The sequence below is a fragment of the Bifidobacterium polysaccharolyticum genome (assembly GCF_016101585.1).
GTDB classification, from domain to species: domain Bacteria; phylum Actinomycetota; class Actinomycetes; order Actinomycetales; family Bifidobacteriaceae; genus Bombiscardovia; species Bombiscardovia polysaccharolytica.
Genome location: NZ_JACFQG010000004.1, coordinates 59,086 through 73,411, shown reverse-complemented (window position 1 = coordinate 73,411; position 14,326 = coordinate 59,086). Strand labels below are relative to the sequence as shown.

General features: G+C 56.5%; 13 protein-coding genes and 1 riboswitch. Of the genes, 11 read left to right on the top strand and 2 right to left on the bottom strand.

Going from position 1 to position 14,326, the window contains the following annotated elements; translation table 11 throughout:
- The first annotated feature begins 101 nt into the window (after window positions 1–101).
- From H3T90_RS07195 to H3T90_RS07145, 11 genes are all read left to right on the top strand, one after another.
- The gene (locus H3T90_RS07195) at window positions 102–935 is read left to right on the top strand and encodes an IclR family transcriptional regulator (RefSeq protein ID WP_046323113.1); all 834 of its coding nucleotides are present in this window, start codon (window positions 102–104) and stop codon (window positions 933–935) included.
- The gene (locus tag H3T90_RS07190; protein ID WP_181415120.1) at window positions 916–1,716 is read left to right on the top strand and encodes an IclR family transcriptional regulator; all 801 of its coding nucleotides are present in this window, start codon (window positions 916–918) and stop codon (window positions 1,714–1,716) included. Before H3T90_RS07195 ends, H3T90_RS07190 begins: the two co-directional genes overlap by 20 nt.
- A gap of 251 nt (window positions 1,717–1,967) precedes the next feature.
- Complete coding sequence (locus H3T90_RS07185; protein ID WP_198230085.1) at window positions 1,968–3,395, top strand: sugar porter family MFS transporter; 1,428 nt, start codon at window positions 1,968–1,970, stop codon at window positions 3,393–3,395.
- Between the two features lie 68 nt (window positions 3,396–3,463).
- Window positions 3,464–4,249: a TIM barrel protein gene (locus tag H3T90_RS07180; RefSeq protein ID WP_046323111.1), complete on the top strand. Its 786-nt coding sequence runs from the start codon at window positions 3,464–3,466 to the stop codon at window positions 4,247–4,249.
- A gap of 93 nt (window positions 4,250–4,342) precedes the next feature.
- Window positions 4,343–4,888, top strand: coding sequence for a heme-degrading domain-containing protein (locus tag H3T90_RS07175; RefSeq protein ID WP_082097768.1), 546 nt, complete (start codon window positions 4,343–4,345; stop codon window positions 4,886–4,888).
- A 68-nt stretch (window positions 4,889–4,956) separates the two neighbouring features.
- Window positions 4,957–5,844 carry a 5-deoxy-glucuronate isomerase gene (iolB, locus tag H3T90_RS07170; protein WP_110425484.1) on the top strand — a complete coding sequence of 296 codons (888 nt, stop codon included), beginning with the start codon at window positions 4,957–4,959 and terminating at the stop codon, window positions 5,842–5,844.
- A gap of 118 nt (window positions 5,845–5,962) precedes the next feature.
- Complete coding sequence (locus H3T90_RS07165; protein ID WP_198230084.1) at window positions 5,963–7,015, top strand: 3-isopropylmalate dehydrogenase; 1,053 nt, start codon at window positions 5,963–5,965, stop codon at window positions 7,013–7,015.
- Window positions 7,016–7,042: 27 nt separating this feature from the next.
- The gene (locus tag H3T90_RS07160; RefSeq protein ID WP_198230083.1) at window positions 7,043–7,912 is read left to right on the top strand and encodes a sugar phosphate isomerase/epimerase family protein; all 870 of its coding nucleotides are present in this window, start codon (window positions 7,043–7,045) and stop codon (window positions 7,910–7,912) included.
- Between the two features lie 73 nt (window positions 7,913–7,985).
- Window positions 7,986–8,876 (top strand): sugar phosphate isomerase/epimerase family protein, encoded by an 891-nt coding sequence (locus H3T90_RS07155; protein ID WP_198230082.1) that lies wholly within the window; start codon window positions 7,986–7,988, stop codon window positions 8,874–8,876.
- A 27-nt stretch (window positions 8,877–8,903) separates the two neighbouring features.
- Window positions 8,904–9,806, top strand: a complete 903-nt coding sequence (gene iolE, locus H3T90_RS07150; protein ID WP_198208339.1) for a myo-inosose-2 dehydratase — start codon at window positions 8,904–8,906, stop codon at window positions 9,804–9,806.
- Window positions 9,807–9,855: 49 nt separating this feature from the next.
- A complete protein-coding gene (locus tag H3T90_RS07145; RefSeq protein ID WP_198230081.1) occupies window positions 9,856–10,920 on the top strand; it encodes a Gfo/Idh/MocA family oxidoreductase in 1,065 nt (354 codons plus the stop codon).
- A gap of 169 nt (window positions 10,921–11,089) precedes the next feature.
- Here the strand turns inward: H3T90_RS07145 and H3T90_RS07140 are convergent, their stop codons facing one another.
- Both H3T90_RS07140 and H3T90_RS07135 read right to left on the bottom strand, forming a co-directional pair.
- The gene (locus H3T90_RS07140) at window positions 11,090–13,522 is read right to left on the bottom strand and encodes an energy-coupling factor transporter ATPase (RefSeq protein ID WP_198230080.1); all 2,433 of its coding nucleotides are present in this window, start codon (window positions 13,520–13,522) and stop codon (window positions 11,090–11,092) included.
- 33 nt (window positions 13,523–13,555) lie between these two features.
- Complete coding sequence (locus tag H3T90_RS07135) at window positions 13,556–14,182, bottom strand: ECF transporter S component (RefSeq protein ID WP_181415119.1); 627 nt, start codon at window positions 14,180–14,182, stop codon at window positions 13,556–13,558.
- A riboswitch (FMN riboswitch) is annotated at window positions 14,167–14,301 on the bottom strand. Its footprint overlaps the gene before it by 16 nt.
- Window positions 14,302–14,326 lie beyond the last annotated feature (25 nt).

Genomic DNA, 14,326 nt, shown 5'->3' with positions numbered 1-14,326 from the left:
GCCAATCGGGAGTGGGCCCTGTTGTGAGGAAGATAGCCTGCTGACACCATATAATGTGCACTGGGCATGGATAGTTTACTTAGGACAAGAAGGAGGGTGCCTTGAGGCAAGGTACCGAATCTGACTCGGGACACAGCGTTGGCACCCTGACTAAGGCCAAGGCAGTGCTTGACGCTCTGGAACAACTTGGCCCCTCCAGCATCCATGAAATCAGCGCCTATGTGCACGAACCTGCCAGCTCCACCTATCGCCTGCTCTCCAATCTCGTGACCTTGGGCTGGGTGGATCATGGCCTGCATCGCGGCGAATACCGATTGGGCATCGCCTGTGTGCGCATTGGCGGCCGTATCGAGGCGAGGCTGGATGTGCAAAGCATCGCAAGACATGTCTTTAAAAGGCAGGAGGGCTCGAACGGCAGCTGGAGCCTTTTTGTCCGCCACTATGTGCGCTCGGTCTGCGTGCAGATGACTTTCCTGGGGCAGAGTCGATTGCGCTCGCCTCAGATCGGCTATTCGTTGCCGATTAGTCTGGGTGCACCTTCAGACGTGCTTCTGGCCTTTTTGGATCAAGCGCGTTTTGAGCGCCTGATCGAGCACTATCGCTACAACGCTGACCTCGGTGGGCTGTTGTCCACCTTCCGGGAGCGCTCGATGCAGATGGCTGAAAAGGTGGTCCAACGAGGGTATGCCTACGATGTTGACCAAACAGTACCAGGGGCGCTAACCCTGGCAGCCCCGATCTTCGATCATGCTGGTCACATCAGGGCTGCGGCCTGTTATAGCGGGCTGTCTCGATCCAGTAGGGCTTTGGTTGAATCAGGTGCCGATTTGCGTGAGGTGACCAGCCTGCTCCAAGCTGCCGGGGAGATATCGCAGGGACTGGGCTATGTGGTTGATGGCGAAGAGGGAAGGTTCGATGGTAAGAGCGAGCAGTAAGGCCAGCAATCAGGAGCCGACCGGAGCCCTTTCCAAGGCTGGGAAGATCATCGACGTCCTGGCTGACAACAACGGTATCGGGCCTGCAGAAGTGGCGGCTGCCTCTGGCATTCCCCGCTCGTCCGCCTATAGGATTCTGGATGGATTGGTCCAAGTCGGTCTGGTCAAGGCCAACCAGGACGATACGTATTCACTGAGTTTAAGCTGGCTCAATCTCTCTGATGTGGCGCGCAGCTCCTTGACTGAATGGCCCAATGCCTATGAACTCTTGGCTGAGTTGACGACTCTTACCGGGCAGACGACTTTCCTGACCGTCATCAGTGGCTTCGAAACCGTCTGCGTGGAATGCGCACAGGGGCCCAGCATTGACGCGCTGATCCTGCGGCCGGGTGGTACCTTGCCCTTCTTCGCCGGTGCTGCTGGCCGGGTTTGCCTGGCCTATTCCGATGAGCAGATCCAGAATGACTACCTGAAACAGGCCCCCTTTGCGGGCTATAATGAGAACTCATTGGTCACTGCCAGCGCTCTGCGTACCGATATCAAGCAGATTCGGGAGAGAGGATTCGCTATTTCCAATGAGGACATCACCATCGGTGTGGCCTCGATTGGTGTCCCTATCTTTTCTAAACAGGATGGCATGGTGGTCGGAGCCCTATCAACCGGAGGATTCGCGGACGCGATGATGCCGCGCTGTGAAGAACTGGCAGGACAGCTCACGGCCTATGTAGACCGGCTGGGATCAAGTCAGCTTTTGGGAAACTCGTCCCATTCTCAGGCTTGATGCCCAGCCCTGAAGGAGGCAGTGGCGTTCGAAGGCTGGCTCAGGCTGTCTGCGGGTAATTTTGCCGTTAAAAACGTCCCAACAAGCCCACTGTCTAGGCCATATTCCTATTTCTTGGATGGTTTTCTGAAAAAACATAAGTTTTTTGCCTTTTTGATTTCCTTTTTTGCATTTTATTTCGTATACTGAACATGTTGACCGAAATTTGATAACGGTGTCAAATTTGGTGTTAATGGGAAGCAGGAATAAACATGGGAACATTTCAAGAGGCCTCCCAAGACATGGATGTCGAAGCCTTGGCCCGCAACCGCAAACGTTATGTCACCATAATGGTTGTGGTGGGAATTTTCGGCGGGGGACTGTATGGCTATACGCTAACCTTCCTGTCTGGGGCGCTCGTAACGATGAATTTTGACGGGTCCAATAATCAGCTCAGCGCTTGGAATCAGAGCATCATCACTGCGGTCATGCTCCTGGGGTGTGCTGTTGGTTCCTTCTGTGGCGGCAACTTGGCAGACCGCTTGGGGCGCAAGCGACTGATCCTTTATGGGGCTCTTCTCGCTCTGGTCGGGGCGCTAATGTGCGCTCTGGCAACCAACATCGCCTTCTTTGCCTTCTCCCGGATGATCGTAGGCTTTGCAGTGGGGACGACCTCCTGTGTGATCCCCATATATCTTGGTGAGATGGCGCCATCCGCGCAGCGTGGCCGACTGGTTTCGGTCAATTCGGTCATGATCAATATTTCCCAGCTGCTCGCCTCACTGGTCAACGCTGTCCTGGCAGTCAAGGCAGATTGGCATGCCATGGTTTGGGCGGCTGTGGTTCCAGCCGTCCTACTGGTCATAACGGCAATTTTTGTCCATGAAACGCCAAGCTTCCTTGCCAGGCATGGTATGGAAACCGAGGCAGTCAAGCTCCTGCTGGAAACTCGTCCAAAGTCCGAGGCGGAGGAGACTTTCACCTCCTTCCAGGCGGCGGAAAAGAATGAGACGAAGGGGGCCAAGGAGAATTTCTCTACCCCCTGGCTGCGTAGGGTCTTGATCGCAGGAGTTGGTGCAGCCCTGATAAACCAGCTGGTCGGCTCCAACGCCATCAACTTCTTCGCTCCTACCATGTTCTCTTCCACATTGGGCATCGACCCTGATAACTCGATTATCGCCATGGTTCCGGTCATGATTGTTTCGTCTGTTGCTGCCGTCATCGGTGGCCTCGGCTTTATCGACAAGATAAACCGCCGCACTGCACTGATGGTCGGCCTGGGCGGGGTCTCTGTCTTCCTGGCCCTGGTAGGGGTCTGCTATCTCTTTATCGACCCCAACCATCCATCCACCAGCATGTCCTGGCTCCTCATCGGTCTGGTCATGTTTGATCTCGCCTTCGCCCAGGGCATGGTCTCGCCGGTGACCTGGCTGCTCATTGCTGAGGTATTCCCGGCAAAGGTCCGCGGCAAGGGCGTGGGATATGCCAATGTGGCCATGAATGCGGCAAACTTTATCATCTCCCTCCTCTTCCTTCCCCTGCTCAACGCGGTCGGGGGAGCGGTCACCTTCTTCATTTTCGCACTCATCAATGTAGGAGCCGTCTTCTTTACCAAGGCCTTCATTCCGGAGACCAGGGGGAAGAGCCTGGAGCAGATTGAACAGGAGGCGAGGGCCCGCACTGCAAAAGCGGAAGCTTGAACAGGAACTCTGAATGAACAGGACTGCCTGCCGGCAGGTGGGCGGTCATAAGGAAAGGAAATAGTACGATGGCACACAATCAATTGACGATTTGCGCTGAAATGGTCTATCTGGATCTTCCTATCGAGGAGAGAATCAAGCGGATTGACCAGATGGGCTTCGGAGTGGATATCTGGACCCACTACAGTCATGATCTGAACAAGCTGAAGGCTACCGGGGTGCCCATCAACTGTGCTCAGGGCTACGTGCATGGCAACCTTGCCTATCCCGATGACAGCGAAGAGATGCTGCGGACCGCCAAAGAGATCCTGCCGGAATTGAAGGATCTTGGCATCGACAAGCTTGTAATCCACGGTGCTGAGTTGGTCGATGGCAAGGCAGCCAAGTGGATTGACCGGGTCACTCCCGATATGTGGCTCAACGCCTATGACACCCTGTCGAGGTTCGCCGAGCTGGGCCAGGAGAATCAGGTGACCTACCTGCTGGAAAATCTCAACTCGAGGGTTGACCATCCGCATGTCCCCTTCTGCCATAGCTATGAAACGCTGACCCTGGTCAAGCGTGTCGACAGCCCCAACCTCAAACTGATGCTGGACCTCTACCATGCCCAGGAGGATGATGGCCATCTCATCGAGACCGTCAAGGAGGCCAACACCTATATCGGTGAGCTCCAGGCGGCCGATGTCCCTGGCCGGTGCGAGCCGGGCACCGGGGAGGTGCGCTGGGAACAGGTGGCGGCAGCCGTCAATGAGACTGATTTCACTGGCCCAATCGGGATGGAGGGGTATGCATCAGGCGACAGCGATAAGGCCCTCCAAGCCTTTGGGCAGGCCTTCGCCCAGTGCAGGGGATGAGACCTCATAAGTAGTAGGTCTCGCACTGCACGATAAGAATTTTCGTAATTCCAATAAGGATTGGAATATAACTCAGATGAATACAAAGGAGTCATGATGAAACAGATTTCAGTTGATGCCGTAGTGAAAAGGTATAACGAGTACAAGGCAATATTCGATGCCAACGAGGGCAAGCTTGCCGAGCGTAAACAGTTTATCGAGTCTCAGGAGAAGGAACTGCGATTCAGCGACTTTAGCGTGGATGATGCCTGGGAGGTAGGCAGCGCCATCTACGCTGCAGCCCACCGCCTGCAGTTGCCGGTCGCCATCGATATACGCCTGGGTTTGCAGAGGGCTTTCCATGCGGCCATTCCCGGGGCTGCAGAAGACAATGACGCCTGGGCTGAGCGCAAGGGGAATGTGGTGCTTGCCTATGGCCATGCCTCACTCTATGTAGGCACCGACTTTCAGCAGAAGGAGGAGGATTTTGACGTGAGCTCACGAAGGAATGCACACGACTTTGCGGCGCATGGCGGAGCTTTCCCGCTTCTTTTGCCCAGTGGCCTGGTGTTTGGGGTTACAGCCGTCTCCGGGCTGCCCTCGATCTATGACCACTCTCTGGTCACAGCTACCTTGAAGGAGTTCGTCTCAGCCCAATAGAACCGGGCAGGTCAGGCAAAAGTCAAGCACGCAGCCGATATAGGCGAAAAGACAATGGAGGGATGAATATGACACGATGGGTATACCCCAAGGGAAGTGCATCACAGGGAGACTGGGAAGTTTCTCTGGGTGCTCAGGACAGCCAGGCGGTATCGGGCTGGCAATATGCGGGTCTGCAGGTTGCTAGGCTGAACCAGGGGGAGCAGGTGAGTCTGCCTGCCGGAGCCTGGGAACGTATGGTGGTGCCCTTGAGCGGTTCCTATGATGTGACCTCTCCCAGGGGTACCTATCACCTTCGTGGTCGTCATGACGTGTTTAGCACCCCCACAGATACGGTCTATATCGGCTGTGACAGCCCCTTGACCATTCGAGCAGTCCAGGCTGGCCGGGTGGCGGTTGCCTCGGCGCCTGCCACAACCCATTTCCCGGACCAGCTTGTTCCAGCGCAGGATGTTGACGTCGCCCTGCGCGGCAATGGGCCTATCTCCCGCGAAGCCAGGAACTTTGGAATGATGGATAATATCCAGGCCGAACGCCTTCTGGTCTGTGAAGTCATCACCCCAAGCGGGTCCTGGTCCTCCTACCCGGTGCATAAGCATGATCAGGCCGGTCCGGATGAGACTGCTTTGGAGGAAATATACTACTTCGACATGCAGCCCCTGCCGGGGGCTCCAGAGGGGGTGAGGCCCTTTGGCTATCAGGGTGCGTCTGCCTCGGACGACAGGCCACTTGATATCCTCACTCAGATACAGCCGGGTGACACGGTCTTGATACCGTACGGCTGGCACGGCCCCTCCATTGCAGCCCCTGGCTTCGACCTCTACTATCTCAATGTCATGGCGGGAGGTGGAGAGCGTGACTGGAAGGTCACCATTGACCCCGGACAGAACTGGATCTACCAAGCCGTAGAAGCAGTCCCGCTTGACCCTCGTCTCCCAATGGAGGGACAAAAGTAAATTCTGAGAATATAAATCCGATATTCGGAATACCATCGTAGAATTATTAGGAATTCTCACAGTTTACTCATAAATATTGATTATATACATTAGAAAATGATAATGGTAGGTTAAACATATGGCAGACAGTGACGTAGGGAAGATAATCAATATAGCGGTTATCCCGGGAGATGGCATCGGCAGGGAGGTTACTCCGCAGACCCAGGCGGTCATGGGCAAAGCCGTCGGCGACCAGGTAAGGCTGAACTACGTGGACTACGACCTGGGGGCTGAGCGATATCTGCGTGACGGCACCCTGCTCAATGATGAGGATCTGGAATCCATCGGGCAGCAGGATGCCATCCTTCTAGGGGCTGTGGGCGACCCTCGAGTCCGTTCCGGGATTCTGGAGCGCGGCCTCTTGCTCAAACTCAGGTTCAGTTTTGACCAGGCTGTCAATCTAAGACCGACCAAACTTTATCCAGGTGTAAGCTCGCCGCTGAAGAATCCAGGACAGATCGACTTCGCCGTGGTCAGGGAAGGGACTGAAGGCCTTTACTCGGGAATGGGAGGGTACGTTCGTCGGGGCACTGACCAGGCCATTGCTACCGAGACCTCCCTCAACACGGCTTTCGGCGTCGAGCGGGCGGTACGTTATGCCTTTGATTTAGCGCGTAAGCGTGGGGGCAAGCGCAATGTGACCATGGTCAACAAGACCAATGTCCTGCCCCATGCCGGTGCCCTCTGGCTCGACATCATGGATAAGGTGGCGCAGGATTACCCCGATGTGACCTGGGACTATCTGCATGCGGACGCCTGCACAATCTTTCTGGTGACGGATCCTTCGCGATTCGACGTCATCGTCACCGACAACCTCTTTGGCGACGTGCTCACCGATGAGGCGGGGGCCGTGGTTGGCGGCATTGGATACTCAGCCTCAGCCAATATCAACGTCACTGACGAACACCCCTCGATGTTCGAGCCCATTCACGGTTCAGCGCCTGACATCGCTGGCAAGGGGATCGCCAATCCGACAGCCTCGATCCTGTCTGGAGCCATGCTGCTGGAGCACTTCGGGTATGACCAGGCTGCTGAACGCATCCAGCGGGCCGTGGAAGAAGACGTTGCTGCCAATGCAAGCAGGTCAAGGTCCACGCAAGAAGTTGCTCAGGATATTATCGCCCGCCTGTAAGCGGGCAAAAGGAAGAAGCTGATACTTATGAAGATTGCACTTGACCCCACCCCCTTCTATTACGACTACAAACTGCTGGAACTGCCGCAAGCTGTGGCTGATGCAGGCTACCGGTACATGCAGTTGGCCCCGCATGATGACTTCCTGCCCTTCTACACTCACCCTAAGGCTGATGACGAACTGGTCCACGATCTGGCTAAGGCCTGCAAGAACGCCGGCGTCGAACTGGTCTCCCTGCTGCCCGTCTACCGGACCTCATGGCCGGACGAGCGGGAACGTCAGTGGGCTGTGCGGAATTGGAAGCGGGCAATCGAGATTGCGGCCATCTTGGGGATCCATATCATCAACAGTGAGTTCAGCGGCATCCCCGAGCGCTATGAGGAGTCGGAGGCCGGCTTCTACTCGACCATGGAGGAGATACTACCCTTGCTTGAGCGGGAGGGGATTGTGATCAACTTTGACCCCCATCCGTATGATTTTGTGGAAAATGGCATGGATGCGCATCGCGTACTGCGCGGCCTCAACTCAGACCTGGTCGGTTCCGTCTACGTGTCCTCGCACACCTTCCACTACGGGAATGCAGTGCACGAGATCACCCAGGCGGAATCTACCAAGTTGCGTTCGGTCTACATTTCCGATGCTTATGACCACAACCGTTCACACGGCTTGCGCTATATCTCCAATCCTCCAGGGACCAACGCACGGGTCCACCAGCATCTGAAGGTGGGTGACGGGGATGTGGATTTCAAGGATCTCTTCCAGGCACTCAAGACCAACGGTTTCCTGGACAGGGAGGATTCCCTGATCGTCTCCAACGTCTTCGCCGAGGACGAGACCGCCCATGATACTTCCGTGTATCAACGTCAGACCATCGAACAATTAATCAAGGAAGCGTAGGTTTCCAGAACCTCAATGGAAGCCTCACGGTTGCAGGACAAGCCTGCGCCGAGCCACCACAACAAAGGAGTCAATGATGGCACGATTATCAATGAACGTAACTACCACCTTCTACGGCAATGTCTATGATGACGTACGCTTTGCCAAGGAGGCCGGCTTCGACGGCATAGAGATGCAGAGCCCCAAGCTCTACCGTTTTCTCGATCAGGGCTATACCGCCCAGGATGCAGCTGAAATTCTGGATGGTTTTCCGGTCAGCGGACTGGGGGCTATTCAGGGGATCACCAGGAGGACTGAAGAAGACCGGGCAGAGTACCTTAAAGAGGTTGAAAGGATGTGCCAGATAGCCCAGGTCATCGGTGCTCCAGCCGTTCAAATGTGCACGGATCCAGTGGATTGGAACGTGGTCATGGATTACAATGCCGGCAAATTGGCTGCAGATGATCCGCGTTGGCGGGGCCCCCTCGGTTTAAGCGAGCAGGAAGCCATTGATGTAACAGCGCATAATGTTCAGCTGGCCTGCGACATCGCCAAGCAGTACGGGCTGGGCATCTACCTGGAGCCTCTCTGCTGGGCGCCGATCAGCCGGTGTTCTCAGTTGCTGCAGATTGTCGATAAGGTCAACCGGGACAACTTCGGTATCACCGTGGATACCTGGCACTTCTGGACCGCCGGTGACACCCTGGAGGACGTAGCCAAGATACCGCCGGAGATCATCACTGCCGTCCACGTCTCTGACGGGTTGGAAATCGACAGGGGCCGAGAGGTCCCCAACCAGGATGTGCACCGCAATGTGGTCAATGGTGGCGGGTGCATCCCTCTGCAGGAGTGGATTGATGCGATCAAGGCCACAGGCTATGACGGCTGGTATTGCTCCGAGATGTTTTCCGACAGGGCCAACGAGCACGAAATGGGCATGGTGGCCCAGACCATGAAAAACCTGCTGACCATCATGATCAAGTAGCTTCAGGCAGACGAATGATTGGGTGAAATGATGACAAACAAGAATACGGCAATTCGCGTGGGCATGGCTCCGATCAGTTGGACCAATGACGACATGCCCGAGCTGGGTGGCGAAACTCCCTATCAGCAGATCTTGAGCGAAGTCGCTCTGGCCGGGTTTGAAGGCACTGAAATTGGCAACAAGTACCCCAAGGATCCCAAGGTTTTGAAGGAGCAGCTTCAGATGCGGGGGATCAGCATTGCCAGTGCCTGGTTCAGCGCCTATCTGACTACGCAAACCTGGGAGGAGAACGAGCGGAGTTTCATCGCCTTCCGCGACTATCTCCACGCTTTGGGTGCCAAGATGATCAATGTAGCTGAACAGGGTAATACCATTCAGGGCCAAATGCATACGCCGATCTTCGATGGCAAGCCTGAATATACCAGTCAACAATGGGATCAACTGACCCGTGGCCTTGACCGTTTCGGAGATCTGGCCCATGACGTCGGTATGGAAATCTCCTACCACCACCACATGGGTACGGGTGTGCAGACCACCAGCGAGATTGACCGCCTGATGGAAGGGACTGACCCTGACAAGGTAAAGCTCTTGGTCGATGTGGGCCATTTGCTCTTTTCGGGGGAGGATCCGGTTGACATCGTGAAGCGCTACGCTTCGAGGGTCGGACACGTCCACCTGAAGGATATTCGGCCTGATGTCCTTCAGCGCGTCAAGGACGAGAAGCTGAGCTTCCTCCAGGCCATCTTGGAGGGTGTGTTCACCGTGCCAGGGGATGGGGTCACCGACTTTAAGAAGGTTCTTCAACCCCTGCTTGATGGGGGTTACCACGGTTGGTTCATGGTAGAGGCCGAGCAGGACCCAGCCAAGGCTGACCCGTTGAAGAGCGCCCTTACTGCACGTCGGTACTTAAGAGAGCATCTCGGTGTATAAGTCCCTTCTGTCTCATGGCAATCATGGGAGGGTGTGGAAGGAGTAAATAATGGGACAAGAGCAAAATCACAATCTCAAGATTGCCCTCATAGGCTTTGGCTTTGTAGGGCGGGTCTTTCATGCCAACATGATCGATCAGACTGAAGGACTGGAACTGTCGGCTGTAGTGACTCATAACGAGCGAGCTACAGCCCAGGTTCACCAGCTTTATCCTCGGGCCCGGGTCTATGACAATAACGATGATTTTTTCAAGGATATCGATCGTTACGATGCTGTCAGCATAGGCACCCCCGACAATACCCACCTGGAGTTTGCCACCCGGGTCATGCAGGCCGGCAAGCCTGTGGTCATTGACAAGCCGGTGGCCGGCTCCAGTCAGGAGGCGAACAAGATCCTTGATGTGGCTCAGGCTACCGGTACACCTGCGGCGGCCTTCCAGAACCGACGCCATGATGCAGAAATTCTGACAGCCAGCAAGTACCTGAAGGAATTGGACCTGGGCCGTATTATACGTGTCGAATCCAGGTACGGTTCTTTCCGCCCCAATGTGGAAACCGGCTGGCGCGAGCAGAAGACGCATGACCAACCCAGAGGAGCGCTCTTTGATCTTGGCGCCCACACCCTTGATCAGGTCGTGCAGCTCTTTGGTCCCGTCACCTCGATCTATGGTGAAGTGTCCACCCAGAGAGAGGATGCAGTTGTGCCTGATGATTTCTTCATCGCTGCTACCCATCAGCAGGGCATCATCTCGCATATTGTCGGTGGTCTTGTACAATCCACACGGCAACCCCGACTGACTATTCAGGGAACACTGGGATCCTTGCAGATCAACGATCAGGACCCTGAGGAAGACCAGCTCAAGGCAGGCATGCGGATTGATGATCCGCACTTCGGTGTCATGTCCGACCCCACTGCCTGTTATATCGACAGGGAGGGTGAGGAGCATATACTCCCGGCCGTTCGGGGCTGGCAGCCGGCATTCTACGAAGGTTGGCGTGACTTCCTCCGAGGCAAGGCCGACAACCCGGTTCCCCTGGCTGAGAGTGTCCATGTTCTGGAACTCCTGGATCAGGCCATGCTTTCCAGCCAGGACAGGAGGATCATACAGGAATAGGGTAGATGCAATCAATACTTGGCCTTTGGGCCTACTGATAACAGGTTGGGTCCCCGCTGATCGCATGGATGGCTGATCAGCGGGGACCCAACCTGTTCAGTGGCATAATTTGTCCGGTTGGCAGAGTCAGGAACCATGGCATGTGCTTCTGCTCACGAGGCCGGACTGCTCAGAACAGGGGATGCAGCAGCAGGGCCAGCAGATAGACGGCCATGAGAGCGATAAAGAAGAAGTCCATCCTGCCCAATCGCAGCAGGCGGTAGTGGGTGCGCTCTTGACGGCTGCCCTCATAGCATCTGGCATCCAAGGCCCGGCTCAGGTTGTCAGCGTGGCGCAGGGCTCCGGCGAAGACGGGAACCGTGATAGCCATGGCCGCATGAAGACGTTGCGAAAGCGAGCCGGACTCGATGGATCCGCCACGGGCTGCCTGGGCTTCCACGATGGCCTGAACCTCGCGTCCTAGGGTAGGGATGAAACGCAGAGCCAGTGAAAGGACCAGGGCGATTTCATTGGTGTGGATGCCCAGCCTGGACAGTGGGCTCAGCAGGGATTCACAAGCGTCGGTCATCTGTGTCGGGGTGGTGGTCTCCACCAGGAGCGCTCCCAGAAAAATGATCAGCATGAAGCGGCAGGCATAGAGTACAGCCACCCAAATGCCGCCGGTGGTCAGCACGAATGGACCCCAGGCAGCCAGTCTGCGGCCGGTCTGAGTGACCAAGAGATTGAACAGGGCCAGCAGAAGCATGAGGACCAGAAAGCCCTTGACTGATTTCATGATGGAATGCAGTGGTGCCCGGGCGGCGGCAAAGAGCCCTACAGTGACCACCAGCGCCAGAACAAGCTGCGCCGGCGTGGAAATGGCGAAGGCGGTGAACATGGCTAGGAGGAAGGTCACCAGCTTGGCTCGCGGGTCCAGCCTCGCCAGCAAGGATAAGGGTTTCTGGTCGGCTTGGGTGCGATCCGCTTTCCCGCCTGAAGTTTCTTTGCCAGCAGCCTCCTTCTCCGCTGCATCTGTGGCGAGCAGCTGATGGTAGCGCTCCACGACTTCGGCAGTGGGCCCATAGGCTAGCGTTTTTCCATGCTCCAGGAGCAGGGTCTGGTCGGCCAGGTCCAGGGCCTCCTGATCTGTGTGGGTGTTCATGACGATGGTGACTCCACGTTGGTGGAGCACTCGAAGCAGCGTCATGATGCGTGCGCAGGCCTGGGGGTCGAGACTGGCGGTGGCCTCGTCCAAAACCAGCAATTGCGGGCTGCAAGCTACAACTCCGGCAATTGCTACTAGGCGCCGCTGACCCCCTGAGAGGTCGAAGGGAGAACGGTCGGCCAGATCACTGATGCCCAGAAGTTTCATGGCATCATCCACCCGATGTTGCACCTGCTCAGGCCCATAGCCCAGGTTGTGTGGACCATAGGCGATGTCCTGGGCAACGGTATCCGCAAAAAGCTGATGCTCGGGGTATTGCATGACATAGCCGACCCTTTGGCGCAGAAGCTTCAGATTCTGGCGTCGCAGATGCTTGGCCTTGGGCCGATCGGGTCCGGCCAAGGGCAGGCCGGCCACCCGTATGGATCCGCTGTCGGGAGCGGCCAGGGCACAGATGAGCCTGGCCAGGGTGGACTTGCCGGATCCGTTGCGCCCGATAATGGCCAGGGTCTGTCCTGCCGCAAGCTCCAGATTCACATGGCTAAGGGCTTTGCTGTCGGCATCCGGGAAACTGTAAGAGACATCCGACAACTTGACCATGGGAATAGCGTGGTTGCCGACCGTGGTCTTGGGACCCGTATTTGATACCCCGCTTTGGGTTAGCGGAATTGGGTCAGGTTCGCCAACAAGGGCAGGCAGATCCTGTCTGTTCAGAATCTGGTTCGGACTTCCGCATGCGACGATGCACCCATGGTCAAGCACGAGGACTCGATCAGCCTGCCTGGCCTGCTCGAGCAGGTGGGTGATGTGGACGACGGCCGTGCCCTGGGCTGTCAGCTGACAAAGGATTGATTGAATCTCCTGCCGGCCGGCAGCATCAAGCATGGCGCCAGGTTCGTCCAGCACCATCATGCCTGGATTCATGGCCAGGCTGCCGGCCAAGGCCAGTCGTTGCTGCTGTCCGCCAGACATGCGGGTGGGATCATCATTCATCCGCGTCTGCAGATCCACCTGCTTCAGTGCTGCTGGCACGCAGGAAAGCATCTTTTGACGGGGCATGCTCAGATTCTCGGGTCCAAAAGCCACGTCGTCCTGGACGACTGTGGTCACAATCTGGTCCTCGGGGTTTTGGAAGACCATGCCGATGCGCCGACGTGCCTGCCGGTAGGCTCCAGCGTCGATCCGTCGGCCTTGATTCGGGGTATCTGAACAGACCGTCTGGCCCATAAGCTCGACCTGACCATGGTCAGGTGCCGTCGCACCTGAGAGGACGCTTCCCAGCGTGGATTTGCCGGAACCATTCGCTCCCAGGATGCACAGATGCTCGCCTGCATGCACTTCCATGGACAGATGGTCCAAGGCCCAGTTCTGGCCTCCGTCATAGGAGAAGGAGACCTGGCTGAGACGGGCGACTATCGCCTTCGAATCCGCTGAATCCGAGACTGCGGATTGGGTCATGGATGCTGCCATGACGTGCCGAACCGCCGTGGCCTACTTGTTGATCAGCGTGGAGATGGGCTTGTAAATCAGGAAGGTGACCACGCCGTGGATGGCGAACTTCATCAGGTTGAAGGGTAGAAGGATCGGCACGATCATGGCGACGACCTTGGCCATGGACATGTGCGCGTAGAAAGGGGTGATCACTACGTTGCACAGGATGGCTGCAACCACGCCCAGAATGGCACCGGAGACAATCCCGATGACCGCTCCCTTACGGCTGTGCATCCTGCGATAGACAAGTGCCGCCGGCACGCTCAGGGCCAAGGCCACGATCATCGAGATCAGAGCGCCGAAGGGGTTGGTGAACAGGTGCGGGACGAATCCCAGTATGGAGATGATTGCTGCAGCCGCCGGACCGAAGGCGAAGCCGCATACCAGGACGACGATGCCTGAAGGGTCGTATTTGAGCCAAGGGGCGGCAGGAAAGATCGGGAAGGAGAAGAAGCTCAGAACCATGGCCAGGGCTACGAAGAGCGCGTAAACCGCGATTCGCTTTGTCGACCAGCGTCCTGAACCGCCTGCACCTGTGGAGTGGACATCGTTGAAGCGCGTGTCTTTGTTTGCAGTGGTGTGTGAATGAGAATTGGGCATGCTCATAGAGAGCCTCGTTTCTTCCATCCGGACTGTAACCGTTGGCTTCGGACTTTGACCGATATCCACCGCTTGCGCGGGTCGCGGGCTCCCGGCTTTCAGCCGGATACCGCCAGTAAGGACTTTCACCTTCCCTGAAACTGACGATTTCAATATAGCTGTGGTCCTTGG